Annotated in this window: 14 protein-coding genes; 6 read left to right on the top strand and 8 right to left on the bottom strand. The window is 62.3% G+C overall.

What is annotated here, in order from left to right:
- Nucleotides 1–23 precede the first annotated feature (23 nt).
- Entirely contained in the window at nucleotides 24–869 is an 846-nt protein-coding gene (locus tag EG799_RS07780; RefSeq protein ID WP_123880060.1) for a sulfotransferase family 2 domain-containing protein, read from the top strand.
- Nucleotides 866–1,474, top strand: a complete 609-nt coding sequence (locus tag EG799_RS07775) for an acyltransferase (protein ID WP_123880058.1) — start codon at nucleotides 866–868, stop codon at nucleotides 1,472–1,474. Before EG799_RS07780 ends, EG799_RS07775 begins: the two co-directional genes overlap by 4 nt.
- Nucleotides 1,475–1,480: 6 nt before the next feature.
- On the opposite strand, the gene EG799_RS07770 is transcribed toward EG799_RS07775, so the two are convergent.
- A complete protein-coding gene (locus EG799_RS07770) occupies nucleotides 1,481–3,595 on the bottom strand; it encodes a hypothetical protein (RefSeq protein WP_123880056.1) in 2,115 nt (704 codons plus the stop codon).
- Nucleotides 3,595–3,864, bottom strand: a complete 270-nt coding sequence (locus EG799_RS07765) for a spike base protein, RCAP_Rcc01079 family (RefSeq protein WP_123880054.1) — start codon at nucleotides 3,862–3,864, stop codon at nucleotides 3,595–3,597. The genes EG799_RS07770 and EG799_RS07765 overlap by 1 nt, the downstream gene beginning before the upstream one ends.
- 144 nt (nucleotides 3,865–4,008) lie before the next feature.
- On the opposite strand from EG799_RS07765, the gene EG799_RS07760 reads away from it, so the two are divergent.
- Complete coding sequence (locus EG799_RS07760) at nucleotides 4,009–5,313, top strand: O-antigen ligase family protein (RefSeq protein ID WP_123880052.1); 1,305 nt, start codon at nucleotides 4,009–4,011, stop codon at nucleotides 5,311–5,313.
- Here the strand turns inward: EG799_RS07760 and EG799_RS07755 are convergent.
- The 3 genes from EG799_RS07755 to EG799_RS07745 are packed head-to-tail and all read right to left on the bottom strand — an operon-like array spanning nucleotide 5,288 to nucleotide 9,304.
- Nucleotides 5,288–6,454 carry a glycosyltransferase gene (locus tag EG799_RS07755; protein WP_123880050.1) on the bottom strand — a complete coding sequence of 389 codons (1,167 nt, stop codon included), beginning with the start codon at nucleotides 6,452–6,454 and terminating at the stop codon, nucleotides 5,288–5,290. The two genes, EG799_RS07760 and EG799_RS07755, sit on opposite strands and share 26 nt — an antisense overlap.
- Before the next feature lie 45 nt (nucleotides 6,455–6,499).
- Nucleotides 6,500–8,677, bottom strand: a complete 2,178-nt coding sequence (locus EG799_RS07750) for a GumC family protein (RefSeq protein WP_158611037.1) — start codon at nucleotides 8,675–8,677, stop codon at nucleotides 6,500–6,502.
- Between the two features lie 30 nt (nucleotides 8,678–8,707).
- A complete protein-coding gene (locus EG799_RS07745; RefSeq protein WP_234029072.1) occupies nucleotides 8,708–9,304 on the bottom strand; it encodes a polysaccharide biosynthesis/export family protein in 597 nt (198 codons plus the stop codon).
- A gap of 251 nt (nucleotides 9,305–9,555) precedes the next feature.
- Here EG799_RS07745 and EG799_RS07740 point away from each other — a divergent pair, with 251 nt between their 5' ends.
- Nucleotides 9,556–10,188 (top strand): hypothetical protein, encoded by a 633-nt coding sequence (locus tag EG799_RS07740; protein ID WP_123880046.1) that lies wholly within the window; start codon nucleotides 9,556–9,558, stop codon nucleotides 10,186–10,188.
- Here the strand turns inward: EG799_RS07740 and EG799_RS07735 are convergent.
- Nucleotides 10,124–11,368: a glycosyltransferase family 4 protein gene (locus EG799_RS07735; protein ID WP_123880044.1), complete on the bottom strand. Its 1,245-nt coding sequence runs from the start codon at nucleotides 11,366–11,368 to the stop codon at nucleotides 10,124–10,126. The genes EG799_RS07740 and EG799_RS07735 overlap by 65 nt on opposite strands.
- Nucleotides 11,368–12,633 (bottom strand): nucleotide sugar dehydrogenase, encoded by a 1,266-nt coding sequence (locus EG799_RS07730; protein WP_123880042.1) that lies wholly within the window; start codon nucleotides 12,631–12,633, stop codon nucleotides 11,368–11,370. Before EG799_RS07730 ends, EG799_RS07735 begins: the two co-directional genes overlap by 1 nt.
- 126 nt (nucleotides 12,634–12,759) lie before the next feature.
- Between EG799_RS07730 and EG799_RS07725 the strand changes: the two genes are divergently transcribed.
- Both EG799_RS07725 and EG799_RS07720 read left to right on the top strand, forming a co-directional pair.
- Nucleotides 12,760–13,800 carry a glycosyltransferase family 2 protein gene (locus tag EG799_RS07725; protein WP_123880040.1) on the top strand — a complete coding sequence of 347 codons (1,041 nt, stop codon included), beginning with the start codon at nucleotides 12,760–12,762 and terminating at the stop codon, nucleotides 13,798–13,800.
- An 89-nt stretch (nucleotides 13,801–13,889) separates the two neighbouring features.
- The gene (locus EG799_RS07720; protein ID WP_123880038.1) at nucleotides 13,890–14,615 is read left to right on the top strand and encodes a sulfotransferase domain-containing protein; all 726 of its coding nucleotides are present in this window, start codon (nucleotides 13,890–13,892) and stop codon (nucleotides 14,613–14,615) included.
- A 13-nt stretch (nucleotides 14,616–14,628) separates the two neighbouring features.
- On the opposite strand, the gene EG799_RS07715 is transcribed toward EG799_RS07720, so the two are convergent.
- Nucleotides 14,629–15,579, bottom strand: coding sequence for a nodulation protein NodZ (locus EG799_RS07715; protein WP_199798274.1), 951 nt, complete (start codon nucleotides 15,577–15,579; stop codon nucleotides 14,629–14,631).
- Between the last annotated feature and the right edge of the window lie 201 nt (nucleotides 15,580–15,780).

Genomic DNA, 15,780 nt, shown 5'->3' with positions numbered 1-15,780 from the left:
TCTAACAGGCGGACAGACCGCGAATGATAATCAGCGACACCCATCGGTTCGCCTTCGTGCATATTCCGAAGTGCGCTGGCACGTCCGTTCGCAGCGTTCTGGAACCGTTTGACGAGAGCGGGGCGAGCATGGCCGTCGGCCTGCCGCCCCATCCCGAGCGGGCTTTCACCTTCGCCGTGGGAGACGAGCATGACTATCGGGATTTTCATCACCTGACGCTTCGCTGCCTCCGGGACCGGTTCCCGCGTGAATTCGGCAAACTGCGCGATTACCGGTGCTATGCGATCCTCAGGGAGCCGCACGAACGCCTGGTATCCTCGGTGGCGCAAAGGTTGAAGCAGTTTCACCGCGTAGCGGTGGGCGATCTGTCCGCCACGGCGCTGGAAGATGCGGTGAGCCGAACGCTTCGCGAGATCGAGCCGCTGTTGATTAGCGGCAACGATCTTCCGTATGGCTACGTGCATTTCGAAAGACAGTCGGCGTTTGTCGAACTCGATGGAGAAACGGTCGCGGACCGGCTCTTTACGACGCGGACGCTGCAACGAATGCACGGCGATCTGCAACGATATCTCCAAAGGGGGGATATGAAGATCGCACCCTTTCACGAAACACGCGCCAACACGACCAAGACGCACCGCTTCGCGCTGTTGCGCAGGTTCGCCGAAGGGAGCGAAGGAAGGTTGAAAGCGGTGAAGGCCATTCTGCCGCAGAGCGCGAAACCGGTCTTGCAAAGGTTCGTCTATCGGGACCGTGCGGCGGGGGACGAGGGCGTTCGTCTGGAAGACGGGGAAGTAGTGCGCGATTTTGTCCGCCGCCATTATGGCAGGGACTTGCAAATCTGGCGGCACCTTCGCAGCCGGGCTGCATGATGACCACGCCCGCCCCTGTTTACAAGAACCCGCCGGACAAGCGCCAGCGTCGGATGCGGTTCGTTCGCTCGATACTCGATCCCCGGGCGTGGCTGCATCTTCTCAAGATGGTCAATTACTACAATTACGGCCACGTTGTCCCACTGCGCGAAATGACACTGGGCCGGCAGAGCAACATCAGTTTCGATGCCAACTTCACAAATCCGCACAATATCGTGATTGGAAAGCGCGTGCGGATCGGTTCGCGTTGCCATATCTGGGCCGGTCCCCTTCAGGGCCGTATACGGATCGGCGACGATGTCCTGTTCGGTCCGGAAGTCATGCTGACGGCGGCAACCTACGACATCGGGGCGGGCGAGCCTATATCGGAACAACCCATGCGAGAAGGTGACATCGTCATCGGTGACGATGTCTGGCTCGCCACCCGCGCGCTTATCCTGCCTGGCGTCACCATCGGTCGCGGCGCCGTGATTGCGGCGGGTGCGGTGGTGAAAACCGACGCGCCTGACTTCGCAATCGTGGCCGGATCGCCCGCCCGCATAGTGGGAGAGCGGCGGTTGCCGGACCGGCCCGACCGGTCACGAAACACCCGCCCCTCCCCCTGAAGACGATCAGGCAAGCGCTCCCGCAGCGCACAGGACGGGCCGTTTCTCGAACTGCGCGTCGTATTGCACCACGGGCGGCCGCAGGGCGGTCAGCAAAGCTCCTGCGGGTCTGAAGTCGCCGGATTGCACATTCGCGTACAGACTGGTCTCGTCCCCGCCAATTGTTGTCCCGATTGCGCCCACCGGCACGCTGGAGCCGGCATGCAAGTGGTTCCCGGCGATCGCCAGATCGCCATCGGGCGCCCCGGCGAATTCGATCCGGTCGCCGGCATTGTTCGCGATGAGGCAGTAGCGATCGAGGTCGAAGCCGGCATTATCCGTGCGGATCAGGATGCGCTGGTTGACGAAGGTATTGTGGGCGATGACGATGTGGCTCGCCACCGTATCGCGCCGACCCAGTTGGCTCGAAAGCGCGGCAGGATCATAGTACTCGCCCGCGACGGGGTTGATGAAGAAGGTGTTGTTGATGAACACCATGTCGTTCGAATAACCGGGTCGCTTCGTCGTCGATATGAAGATGCACTGCGTCTCCACGTTATCGAGCAGATTGTCGGCGCAGTAGACGTTCTCCATATTGCCGGTCCCGTGCTGGAAGAAGTCGCCGTGGCGATCGAACATCGCCACGATCTGGACGTCGCGCGCCTTTGCATCCGCCGGAGCGTTCTGGTTGCCGCCGCCGCCGAACCCCTGCCCCTTGAGCTGACGAAGCGAGCCGTGACCCGCAGCGACTTCCCTGGCGAAGGTGGGATCATCCACGCTCGCATTCCAGCCGGGCAGCGAATTCACCCAGTCGATCACGTCCTGAAAGAAGTAGCCGTCGCCATCGGTGCCGAGGTAGTATTTCTCCAGATTGCCGGTCACGAAAGTTGCCGTGCTTGTGCCCCATGTCGCGGTGTAGACCGCGTTCGCCGCGCTGGCCCCGCCGCTACGCGACAGCGTGGCGGCCGCTTCCGCGCCGTCGTAGCGGACGGTGAAGACCGGATTATCCCTATTGAACCATTCCGAACTATGGTTCGAGATCGAATTGCCGACGATACAATGGGCCTGCGTCGCGATGTCGTAGGTGATTTCCTCCATGGTGCACCCGCGAACAAGCGCGCAGCGACTTGCGGGCCCCGCGATCTTGCTGAACGCGCATTCAGTGACCCACGGATATCCTCGCGCAAACCATCCGAACGCATCCGCCGCGATACCCCGCCGCAACTCGTACCGCCCCGCAGGATCGGAGGTCGATACGTTGATTCCGTCCAGCCAGTGAAAACCGGCGTCGCTCGTCGGTCCCCAGATCTCGACCACGTTGTTGCGGTCGATCGTCAGGTCACGCCCGGCGAAGTGGATCGGCATGTTGTTGTTCTGCAAGACCGCCGAACTGTCATCGACATAGGCGGACTTCCCGATGGACACGCCCGGAACGCTGGCTGTGATCGTGCAGTAGCCGGGCATGTCGTTCATGACCGGCGCGTTATCGGCTGTCATGTCGTACAACCCCGGCTCTATGATCGTGATAAGCGAACTGCGCCAACCGCGTGCCTTCACGTGGTCCGTCGCTTCGTCCAGCGTGGCAAAATCGGCGCCGCCGGCGGAGCCAACCGTCACCTCTCCTTCATAAACGACATCTTGCGGTGCGAAGACATAAGGGCCGATCACCCGCCCTTGCATGGAAGCGTCCTGCGCAATTGCCTCCACGTAGAGGTTGGCGAAGCCCTTTACGCCAACAGGTCGCTTCAGGCGCACCCACCAGCCCAGATATGTGACGGTGTCGCCGTTGACGTCGGCGAAGGTGTGAAACCCGGGCGTATCGACTTCGACCGCGCTGCCCTCGAAATGAAAGACGACCTTGTCCATCCCGAGATTGTCGATCAGCGACCCGCCGGAGTTGGCCGCGGCAGCCACGCCTACGACAAGCTCGTCCGTGAACCATTGGCGCGGCGGCGTCAGAAGTCGGCAGACCGGTTTTGCGGTGATGCGGACAGGGTCGGCCGGCACGGTCGTGAAGCCGCTTCCGGCAATGCCGTCCCATTCCGGCGCGGGGCTGAGGGATCGTAGCATGGCGCCAGGCCCGCCGCCCGGCCAGACCGGAGACGCCGCGATCGCGCCGAAACCGAAACCGAGACCAGCCATCAGGCAAGGCCCACGATGGCGCCGGCGGTGGTTCCCGCCGATCGCACGGCGCGAACGCGCAAGCTGAGGACCGCGCCCGCCGGAACGTTACGGAAAGTCACATCTTCATCATTCGCGAGCGTTCGCACCACGATATCACCACCTTCGCCGATGTAGATTGCCTTCGTAACCCGGGCCAGGTCCGCATCGTCCGCCGGCGTCACAGGGAAACATTCCTCGGCCGGTGCCATCGGATTATCGGCGAACTGGGCGAACGGATCGTAGGTCATATTGCGCTCCTTAATGTTTGAACAGCTGGCGCGTGTGGAAGGCCGGGGGATGTAGGAAAGCAGTATTTGCAATCGCCAAGGTTGTGCGCGCCGCGTCATGCGGGGTATGCGGCTGTGGCGCTAAGTTGCGAGATCGGATCGAACATGGCCAGCGTGCCCGCCCCAGTTAGCAATGACGACCGGCGCCAACACGCCGAGGCAACGGGTCCGGTGCGGATGACCGGGGCCTATGTCGGGGCAATCCTCATCTACGCGATGCTCATGCCGCCGCAATTTTCCGTATCGGTCGGCGATATCCTCCTGCCGTTGTTCCGGATCGTCCTGCTCGTGAGCATCCCTTACGTCCTGCGATCGCTGCAGGCAGGCCGCTGGCGTTGGCGGGTGGTGGATTCGCTGGTTCTCGTCGCTGCCCTCTGGATATTCGTCGCGCTTTACCAGAACACGGGTCTGTCCACCGCGTTAAGTACCGGGGGCGGGCAGGTAATCGAGATTGCCCTGTCCTACTTTCTCGCCAGATCATGCATCACCAGCGTCCGGCACTTGCGCTTCATGCTGGTGATGAGCGCGCCGGGCCTGATCGTGGTCGGCGGCCTGATGGCTTTGGAATCCGTCAGCCGCACACTCATCATTCAGCCGCTCGCCGCGCAGATCATGGGAGACAACTACATCGGTCGTCCGATCGAGCGGCTGGGCCTGCTGCGGACGCCCGGACCGTTCGCCCATCCGATACTAGGAGGTGTGTTCCTGTGCAGCTTCCTGCCAATCTACGCCCTTTCCTCCTTGAGGGGTTGGCCGCGGATCGCCGGCCTCCTGGCATCGTTTTGCGGCTTCTTCTCGATCAGCTCGGCGGCCATCCTGGCGCTCGTATCCGGCACCGCCCTCGTCGGGTACAATTTCCTCGTGGAAAGGGTGCGCAAGGCGAGCTGGCGTCTGCTCCTTCTGATCGGCGGGGTATTCCTGTTCGTCGCCCAGTTCGCGACCGAGGCCGGAGCGTTCCGGCTGCTGGTTCGCTACGCCTCGCTCAACTCGGCAAGTGCATTCAACCGGGTACTGATCTGGCGGTACGGGTCCGCCTCGGTTGAAAACAATCCTCTGTTCGGCAGCGGTATAGACCAGTGGGAGCGCCCGGTCTGGATGCAGGCATCGGTCGACAATTACTGGCTGCTGCTTGCGATCCAGTACGGTATTCTGCCCCCGCTTCTGCTGATAGTCGGCACGATCGTCGCACTTGTCTCTATATCGCGAGCTGCCAAGCGCCATTCGATCATCGACAGGCGGTTGCTGGTCGGAGTCGCCGTTTCTCTCGCGGTCTTTGCCTTCGGGCTGGTTTCGGTCGCCGCATGGCTGAGCCTTCAGACCTGGTATTTCTTCCTGCTGGGAAGCTGCGTATCGCTCGGCACGCTCGGTCTGCGCAGTAGTCCTGCTACCCTGGCCGAACGGCGGACCTGAGCGCCGCAACATAGGCATCGGCGATATTCTCCCGCATGAAGCGACGGGCTTCCGCGCTTTGCTGCCACTCGGCCAGATCGGCTTTCGCTTCCGCCTCGTTCTCGAGCATGTGAGCCATTGCCGCGGCAATGGCCCTGTTGTCACGAGGGTTTACCGCGACGGCGAAGCTGCGTTTTTCGAAAAAGCCGGAAATGGCCTGCCCGGCGGGATAGATGACAGGGCATCCCGCCAGCAGTGCCTCGATGAACACGAGGCCGAAACTCTCGCGCAAGGAGGGCAGGACGAACGCGGAGGCGGCATTCATTCTGGCGGCCATCGCGTCTCTCCCGATCGCACCTTCGAACGTGACTGGCCTGGTCCCGGCCAAGCGGGTGACGGCCTCGATATCATCCTCCGACCCGCCCCCCGCGACACAGAGCCGTGGTTCCGATCCGCGTAGCGAGAGTATGTCGAGCGCGGAGAGCATCCCGGCGAAATTCTTGCGGCGATAGCTCTTGAGGTGAAACACCGTGAGGAACTTGCCGTCCCCTGCCCGGGGGGATTTCACACCGTCGAGATCGGTAGGGCACGGAATGACGAATGTACCGACATCGCGGGGGCCCAGGAGACGCTCGACCTGCTCGAGTGACCACGGGGCAAGGGAAACGACGGCGCCGGCGCCGCGATAAATATCACCGAGCTTTCGCCGAAGGTCGGGCCGCGCGCGAAGAATTTTCGTATCCGTGTCGCCCTGTATCGTGAGCGCATAGGGAAGGTGCAACTCGCGCGCCATGCGGTGGACGACAAAGCCCTCCACGGTCAACTTGTGACCCACCAGCAGATCCGGCGAGAAACCGGGCGGGGGGGCGAGTTCGCCGGCCAGTCGCTCAAGGCGGGTACGGTGCAGGATGCCTTTGGGCGGAGCGCGATACCTCACCGCGACATTGTGGCCGAACGCAACTTTCTGTGAGATGATCGGGTCGCGCCTTCTCCCGAAGATTGTTCCGACCGCGGTCGAGAAAGATGCGCCGAATGTCCGGTTGAGGGAAATCACCCGGTTGGAAAATGCGCGGTCGCTCAGCTTCACGAACGCTTCGATGGCCTTCGTCTTGTCCCCCTCTATAGGGTCGGGAAGATCGTTCGAAACGTGAAGAACGTTCATGGTGTCAATACACGGACGAGAACGTGCGACATGAAACCGCGCGGATCAGGCCGTGTCCGCCGCCTCATAGGCGTAATAATTGTATGCGTACCTGTAGCCCTCGCCGGCTTCCAGCGGCTTGTACTTGGTCAGCACAGCGCCGGCGACGTTAGCATCGACGTCCCGCAAGCGGCGAATTGCGTGGCGGGTCTGTCCTGCCTGCGCGCGGTTGGCCTCAATCACGAACAACACGCCGTCGGCATGGCGGGACATCAGCGGCGCGTCGGCGATGCCGATCACGGGGCAACTGTCGAGAATGACCACATCCCACTGCCGGCGAACCTTGGCGATGAATTCGTCGATGAGACCCGAAGAGAGTATCTCGACCGGATTTTCAGGAGGTTTGACCACGCCGAGCACGCTCAAATTCTCAAATCCGCTCGCGACCAGCGCATCTTCGATGCGGGCCCGTCCGTAGAGGACGTCGACCAGGCCGAGCTTTGGTTTTTTCAATCCCATCGACCTGACGGCGGACGGACGCCTGAGGTCGAAATCGACGATCAGCGTCTTGCGGCCGAGGGAGGCATATTTCTCACCTAGCGCGATAGCTGATGTCGTCTTGCCTTCACCGGGCTGCGTACTCGTGAATTGCAACACCAGCGGAAGTTTCTGATCCATCGCGGCATCGAGCGAAGCGCGAATGGAGGAATAGACCTCCCCGAGCGGAGAGAATGGATTTTCGAGCTCATGCTCGATCCCTTCTTTCGTGTTCGGAGTCTGGCCCAGTACCGGCAGGCCCGTCTTGCGGGCGACTTCATCCGTCGTGCGCAGGCGGTCGTCGAGAAGTTCACGCAGGATCACGATCAGCGCGGCGATGCCAAGCCCGAGGACAAGCGATACGAGCAGATTGCGTAGCAGGTTGGGTTCCGTCGGTGCGCCCGGCCGGTTGGCATAATCGAGGACCGAGAGGTCCGACGTGCGCGCATTGGCCGCCGACTGCAGATCGTTGTAGCGCGTGACGAGCGAAGCGAGCTGGGTCCGCAGACCTTCCGCGTCCCGGTCGTAGATATTGTACTGAACCCGGCGATCCTGCTCGTCGAGCGTGCTGTCGGCAGCGTTCTCGACAGCCTGGGCGAGAGCCTGTTCCTGCATCTGCGCAGTTTCGTACTGATTGCGGATACCCGCCTTGATCTCCTGCTGCGTGGAATTGAGTTCCGATTGCGCAGTGCGCAGTTCCACCAGTGCTTCCTGCAATTCGGGATAATCGTCCTGGTAACGTTCGCGCAGATTCGCGATGCGCGAACGAAGTTCGGCAATACGGGTGTTGAGCGACTGGACGGAGGAATTTTGCTGCACTTCGGGCAGGATCGCAGCTGGTCGGTCCGCGATGGCCCGCCAGCGCTGCTCGGCGCTTATCCGGTCCGCACGGGCGGACATCAGGCGTTCGTTCAGACCGGACAGGTTCGAGGCGGTGAGCGTCGGCGCAATACCCGTGCCGGTCGATCCCGCGCTTCCCGCTTCCCCGGTCATCGGCTGGCCGACGAGCCGGTTGGCCCTGGCATAATTGTTGGCCTGCAATTCGGCGTCGCGCAGCTTCTGGCGAACCTCGGCGATCTGCCCTTCGAGAAAATCCCTGGCATAGACGTTCTGATCGGCCGCCGATGTGAGATCGTAGACCACGAAAGCGTCTGCATAGGCGTTGGCGACCTTCTGCGCCATGCCGGGATCGGGGGAGCGATACGAGATGGTAATGACCCGCGCAGTATCCTCGACTTCGGCGGACACTCCCTGACGAAGCACGGCCGCCGCCGTGGCGAGTCTGGCATCGCGACTGGCTTCCACGGCCGCACCGCCGAAATCGGGATCGGTGTCGAGTTCCAGACGCTCCGCGACCAGCTTCGCGAGACTCCGGCTTTCGATGACGTAGGTGAGGGTCGTGATGTAATCGGGAATCTCGTTGCTCGCCATGTAGGGATCAACGAGATCCTGGCCCTGGACAATGGGAATGCTGTTCGGGTTCACCCGCACGGTCGACTGCGCCGTGTAGATCGGGGTCATCAGCAAGGTTGCGGTCAGGCCGATCAGCAGGGCCAGAGCGACGATGGCGGCCACGATGAACTTCTGGCGCCAGAGAATGCCCCGTATCGTGGCCAGATCGAACAGGTTTTCCACCCGCGACCCGGAATCGTGCATGTCGCCGCCGGGCATGTAGCGTTCGATCGCGGACCCCGAGGGTGTGGACATGCTGCTCGACTGGTTCATTCTCGTTCCCGATCAGAGGCGGGTGAACAGGGCGAAGACCGGAATGGCCTTCAGCGCATCCTGCCAGCCTTGGGAAAGGGCGCTCGTGCCGACGACCACACGATCACCCGGCATCAGGACGGGGTCCAGCATGCGGCCAGCCTGGACCGCCCCGTAATCGAACTTCGCCACCGTCGGCCCGTCGGGCGATTCCCGGAAGATCGCCACGTTCGAACGATCGGCCTCGCGAACCATGCCCTGCGCCAGCGCGATCGCTCCGGAAAGCCGAGTGCCCGGCTGAAACGTGAAGATGCCCGGCTGCTCCACCTGACCTTCGACCACGACGCGGTGGGAGGCGGCTTCGAGCACGTTCACGCTGACATTCGCATCGCGCAGATACTGCGCATCCAGGCTGCGCTCCAATTGCGATTCGAGTTCAGACGTCGTCAGTCCGGCCGCCTGGATCGTGCCCAGGAGTGGCACCGAGATATGGCCATCCGCCGAAATGGGCGTCTCGCCAAGTGAAAGATCGGGTTCCCGAAAGACAGTGACGCTGATGACATCTGACTGGCGAAGCACGTAATCGACGGGTAGTGCCGTTCCGTATCCGACCTGGCCCAGGCTCGGCACCGGGGCGGTCGCTGCCGGGCCCAATTGAAAGTCGGGACCGCTACGACAAGCGCCAAGGGTGGACGCTGCCGCTGGCAGCATCAGCACGACAACAAGGCGCCTGATGTTCATGGCCGAAATTTCCCATCCAACTTCGCCGTCGGCGCGACGATCATGCGTGGCACTACCGATGATAGACCTAAGGGACAATACCTAACATTACCGCGACTTTCCGTCGTGCCGCCTGCCCTGCTAGGAGATCAATTCTTGCAGTGAAGCGTCAGCTGACCGGAGTAGATTTTCTGAGCGGTTTTTCCCTTATCGGTTTGCTTGCCTATCTGGCTGTCGCGGTTCTCGCCCTTGCCACCGGTGCGCTGGCGCGGCGTTTCGTGCGCCCGGCAGATCAGGTGCGGGGTTGGATTTTACTGGCAGTCTGGTTCGTCTGCCTTGCCGCATATCGCGGCTTCGCGGTCGAGGACGCGGCAAAAGCCCTGGTCAGGGGCCGGTTTCGGGAGAGCGGCGTCTATGCGGATCGATGGTATGTTCAGGCACCCACGATTCTGCTCGTCATGCTGCTCGTAACCGTACTGGCCTATGCCGCTTTCCGCGTCCTGCGCGCGAACTGGCAAAGGCGAGGCAAGGCGGCGATGCTGATCGCACAGGTCGCTGCGGCAGCCCATGTGCCGCTTTCGATCCTACGCATCGTCTCGCTGAACACGGTTGACAAGCTGCTTTATCGAGGAAGCCTGCGGCTGAACTGGCTGCTTGAACTGGCGATGCTGACCGCCGTGTTCGTGTGCGCGGCGTGGTATATCCGCAACCTGTTCAGGATGCGGTCCCTCAACGCCGCGAGAGCGCCATTTGATAGGCGTCAAGCAGAGGATCGATCTGCCGGTTCCAGTTGAGTTCGGATTCCACCCGTTTCCGCCCGCGTTCACCCATTGCCTGCCGCCGCTGCGGATCGTCGAGAAGTTCGACGATCCGTCCGGCAAGATCGACCGGATCGTTCGCCCTTGCATAGAGCGAGGCGTCCTGCGCCGAGAAACGGCCCTCGGTCACATCGAACTGCACGATCGCCTTGCCGAGCGCCATGTACTCCATGATCTTGTTCATGGTCGACTTGTCGTTCATCGCATTCACGCGGTCGGGATTGACGCCGATATCCATGGTCGACAGCACCTCGAACAGATCGTCGTCCGGGGCGCGTCCGGTGAAGTGTATCCATTCTTCCAGTTGGCGCGAGGCGACATCCGCCTTCAGTGCTTCCAGGCTCGGCCCGCCGCCCACCAGGACGAAGCGAATATCCCTGCGTCCCGTTCTCCGGACGAGATGTTCTACCGCATCGATCAGCAGGTCGATGCCCTCCTGTTCGCCCATGACGCCGACATAGCCGACCATGTATTGCTTGCCGGCCTTCCAGCTTTCGACCGGCTCGACACGCTTCAGCCGGGACAGATCGGGGCCCGATCGCACCACGAAGACCCTTGCCGGATCCATTCCGCCGCGCTCCACCGCGATTGCCTTGTAGCTTTCGTTCGTCGCGATCGAGACATCGGCCGATCTGAATGTCAGCTTCTCGAACAGGACCATCAGCTTCCAGAAGAATCCGCGCCGGGCGAACTTCGCCTCGTAGAGCTCGGGATTGATGTCATGATGGTCGAAAATGTAGCGTACGCCGAACAGGCGGAACGGCAATGCCACCAGAAAGATGAGGTCCGGGGGATTGCATCCCTGGATCACGTCGATTCCGCGCTTGAAGAAGATGCGCCAGGCCAGCACCGTTTCCCAGAACAACGCCGCCCCGTATTCCAGCAGGAATCCAGCCGCCCCGCTCGCCTCGATCGGCAGGGGGTGGCGGTGGATGTGAACGCCCTCGATTTCCTCGTACCGCTTCTCGTAACCCTTGCCGGTCGGACAGATCACCGAAACCGTCGCTCCTGCGGCCTTGAGCGTGCGCGCTTCCTGCCAAACGCGGCGATCGAAGGGAAGCGGCAGGTTCTCGACGACGATGAGGATCGAACGCCCCTCGAGCGGGCGGCCCTCTATCTCCGTCGGGAAGGCGTAGTCGGCCTGCGCGGCGGGCATCAGGCGATGACGCTCGCGTCCAGCACCGGAGTGTCGCCAAGCTCTAACGCATCGACCAGCCGGTTAGTCGCGACGACGCGGGCATAGTCGCGCGTTTCCGCCTCCTCGCGCGAGACGAGCAGCGTTTCTATCGCCGGCAGCGCGGCGAAGGCGTAGCCCAGGTTCTGACCGACCAGGTCAGCTGGCTTGAGAGCGGGATCGAAGATGTCGAGATCGAAGCCTGCCGCCAGCATCTTGCGCGCCAGATCCACCGCCGGGCTCTCGCGAAGATCGTCCGTGTCCTTCTTGAAGGCGAGGCCGACGAGCAGGATCCTGTCCCCTTCTTCGAGCCCGTGCGTGGCCTTCAGGAACTGGTGATGCTTGTGCGCCTCGTTGGTGCGCATCAGGGCGTCGACCAGATGCGTGTTGGCGCCCACATCAGCGGCAATATGTTGCAGCGCACGCACGTCCTTGGGCAGGCACGACCCGCCGAACGCGCCGCCGGGACGTGTGTAATAGGCACTGATATTGAGCTTCGTGTCCGACACGAAGATCTCGTGAACCTGACGGGCGGAGATATCGAGCTGCTCGCATACCCGGCCGATCTCGTTGGCGAAGGCGACCTTCACCGCGTGCCAGCTATTGTCGACGAACTTGGTGATCTCGGCCTCGCGAAGGCCGACATGGAAGATCGGGGCATCGATACCGTTGTGAAGGTCCTCCATCCGCGCGCAGCGTCGTCCGTCGCGCGTGCCGAGCACGATCTTGGGCGGATCGAAATAATCCCTGATCGCGCTGGCCTCGCGCAGGAATTCCGGATTGTAGACCAGTTCCACCAGATCATCCGTTCTCTCCGCCAGACGCGAGCGGAAGATCGGCAGGATCAGGTGATCGGTTGAACCGGGCCGCATGGTCGAACGGTATGCGACGGTGAGGGGGGCTGCTCGGTCCGGTTTGACAGCGTCCGCAATGGAGCGGGTCACCTGGACGATGTAGCTCATATTGTGCGCACCCTCGACCCCGCTGGGCGTGCCGACGCAGACGATAGCGATGTCGCAGTCGTCGAGGTTCGAGCCGATCTGCGTCGTCGCCGAAAGCAGTCCGTCCCGCCGTGCTTTCGCGATCAGATCGGCTAGTCCCGGTTCCGCGACGGGAGAGCGGCCTTCGTTGACGGCGGACACCTTCGCGGAACTGACGTCGATACCGACGACCTCGTGCCCCTGGCTGGCGATGCAGCCCGCGGCGGTCGAGCCGACATAGCCGAGACCGAATATAGCTACTTTCACCTAAGGCCTCGCTCGCTGGATCGTCCGGACCGGTCGACGGCGGAACGGTGCCTGTAACGTGAACGCGAGGGCGCGTTCAAGGACTTATCGCACTGCACAATACCGGGTGCGGCAGCGGTGCTGCGCTTGCAAACCACCCACCGCGAACCTAGAGGGAACCACGTAGTCCTGCCCAGGCGGCGGCAGGACGAAACCGAGGCGTTGAACCGAGTGACCACCGATTGCGACGGCCTGCCGCTCAGCATCATCATGGTCAATTACAAGACCCCGGACCTGACCTGCGAGGCGATAGCCAGCGCCTTTCGCGAAACCGATACTCCGTTCGAGCTGATCCTCGTGGACAACGCCTCTGACGATGGCATCGTCGAGCGGGTAAGGCACGACTTCCCCCAGGTCCGCATCATCGCGAACGAGGAGAACGTGGGCTTTGCCGAGGCGAACAACCAGGCGGCCAGGATCGCTGCGGGCGAATATCTGCTGCTCTTGAACAGCGATACGGTGACGCTCGATCACGCCATCGACAACTTGCTGGCCTTCGCCCGGCGCACGCCCGAAGCGAAGATCTGGGGCGGCCGCACGCTGTTCGGCGACCGCACGCTGAACGAGACGTCCTGCTTCGACCGCATGACCTTGCGCAGCGTCCTGTTCTCGTCAATCGGCCTGAGCGCCCTGTTTCGCGGCAGCACTTTCTTCAATCCCGAACGCATCGCCGGATGGAAGCGCGACAGCGAGCGGCAGGTCGACATCGTTACCGGCTGTTTCCTGATGATCGAACGCGATTTCTGGAACGCGCTCGGGGGCTTCGATCCGGCGTTCTTCATGTTCGGAGAGGAAACCGACCTGTGCGCCCGCGCCCGCGCCAGGGGCGCCCGCCCGCGCATCACCCCCGAAGCGACCATCGTGCACTACGGCGGGCGAAGTGTATCTTTGAGAGCACAGCGGGCAACTTACGTCGCGGCGGCCCGCGTCGGCATCGCGAAGCGACATCTACCGCCCCTACGCGGGCGACTGGTGCGCGAACTGATTATCATGAGGATACGCCTGATGCACGCATTCTCCGCGATTACGGCACGCAATAGCCCCGAGAGGCGCGACTACCTCAAAACCATCAAGGAAAACATTCCCGTTATTCGCAAGGGGCCGATATCTCCGGGCGAACGATCGTGAGTGGATTGGCGACCCGATTGCGGCATGGCTGGCGCAATGTTCGAAAGGTCCGGCGTGATCTCAAATACCGGGTTCTTGGCCAACCCTGGATGGATGTGCGACCGGATGACCGGTTCCTGTTTTCCTATCCCCGGTCCGGCAATACCTGGTTGCGGCATATCGTATTCTACGCGCTCAATCGTGATCACGTGACCGACATGGAACGTCTCGAACAGCAAATCCCTACGGTCGACACCCTGGAATTTCCCGCTCGCCTGGCGAAGCTGGGAGATCGCCAACGTATTATCAAATCGCATCTTCCCTTCGCGCCATATTTTCTCGACGGGAAGGTCGTCTACATCGTGCGCGATGGCCGCGATACGATCCTGTCCTATTACGATTACTTCCAGCACATCCACGCCTATCGCGGCAGTTTCGACCAGTTTTTGCAGAAGGCGCTGGCCGGCCGCATGCGTTACGGATCATGGCAGGACAATGTGGGCTCCTGGTATGGTTACCGGGACGATCCGAACATGCTTCTGGTAAGATACGAGGACATGCGGGCCGACCCTGTCGCGATGGCCGAGCGTATCCTGTCCTTTTGCGGAATCGACGCGGATCGCGCGGTCTGCGAGGCGGCCGTCGCCGCCAGCGACGTCGGGAAGGTGCACAAGACCTTCCAGAGCTGGAACAGTGCGCGGGGAACGGGGTTCTCGGGCGGAGCCAGCGGCGGCGGACGCAAGGACTGGCGCTCCCGCATGACCGACGACCAGAACGCCTTTTTCCAGGACCATGCCGGCGACCTGCTCGAACAGCTGGGATACGAACGATCCTGAGCCGCCGCGCCTGTCAGACCCAGGACTGGAACCAGCGCTTGGCCTGCACTTTCACGTTGTAGCGATCGACGTCGCGCTGCCGCCCGGGCGGGATGTCGCCGATCAGCGCCGCCGTTACCGAGAAGGTGGAGTGGCTCGAATGGACGAGCCATTCGCATCTTGAAAGGGCGATCATGTCCGCCAGCGCGGCTCGCGCCTCGGTCAGCGGATCGGCAGCTTCGTCGCTGCGAAAGTGAAGGCCGGCATCGCCAGCCGACAGCGTCTTCTCGAGGGCATGGACGTTGTCGAAAGACGCGTGGACAGCATCCTGCGCCTCGGCGCTGTCGGTAGCGAGGAAGATGGGCGCATCGGGCTCCTGTTCGCGAAGTCCGCGAATACGCTCGAGGATCTTCGGCAGGGGTGCCTTGCGGTCGGTGAAGCGGATATGGACACCGATGACAGGGCCGGAAAACCGGGCGAACAGGGCATCGACGGCGCTGAGGACCGGCTCCACCGGGGTAAAATGCGTTTTCAGGGTTTGGCGAACGATCACTCGTTCCGGCCTGCCGGCGAACCGCGCGTCATGCGCCAGGCGACGCCTTAGACGCGGCATCTTGGGCAAATAGGACCAGAAGACCGCGACCTCGCTGGCCGGGTCGCTATTCGCCAGATCGACACACAGCTTGCGATAGACGAGCGGGTTACGATGCGAAGCGGGGAAATGCCGGCGGATCATGTCGGCGGGATGCTCGTCCAGCGATCCGGCCCAGATCGCCGGCGTGACATCGCTCGCCTCGTCGAACCGCGCGGGATCGAGGCTTTGCGAATCATCGAAGAGCAGCGGATAGAGGTTTTGCCCTTCGGGCAGATACATCCCGTCACGCCAGTCTATCGCAACCGCGCGTCCGACGAGTTCGGCCAGGACGCAGGCCGTGACCGCCGACAGCATGCGGTTGCCGAGGCCGCCCTTGGCCTTGACGATCAATACTCGCCGGTCGTCTGGATCTAGCAAGGAACGGGGAACTTTCGCTGCGTGAAACGTCGCGCTCGCCTACATGCCGATCACGCGCGTTGCACTAGCGAATTGCCCCTTCGACCGGTGAGCCGGCGGCCGCGTCGGATAATGCGCCGCGAGCCTTGATCGTGCTTCTCGACCCGCAATCGCCCAATCCATCGCTAGACCTTT

The sequence above is a fragment of the Aurantiacibacter spongiae genome (assembly GCF_003815535.1).
In the GTDB taxonomy this organism is placed as follows: domain Bacteria; phylum Pseudomonadota; class Alphaproteobacteria; order Sphingomonadales; family Sphingomonadaceae; genus Alteraurantiacibacter; species Alteraurantiacibacter spongiae.
The sequence above is the reverse complement of the archived record's forward strand: the minus strand, read 5'-3'. Positions and strand labels throughout refer to the sequence as shown.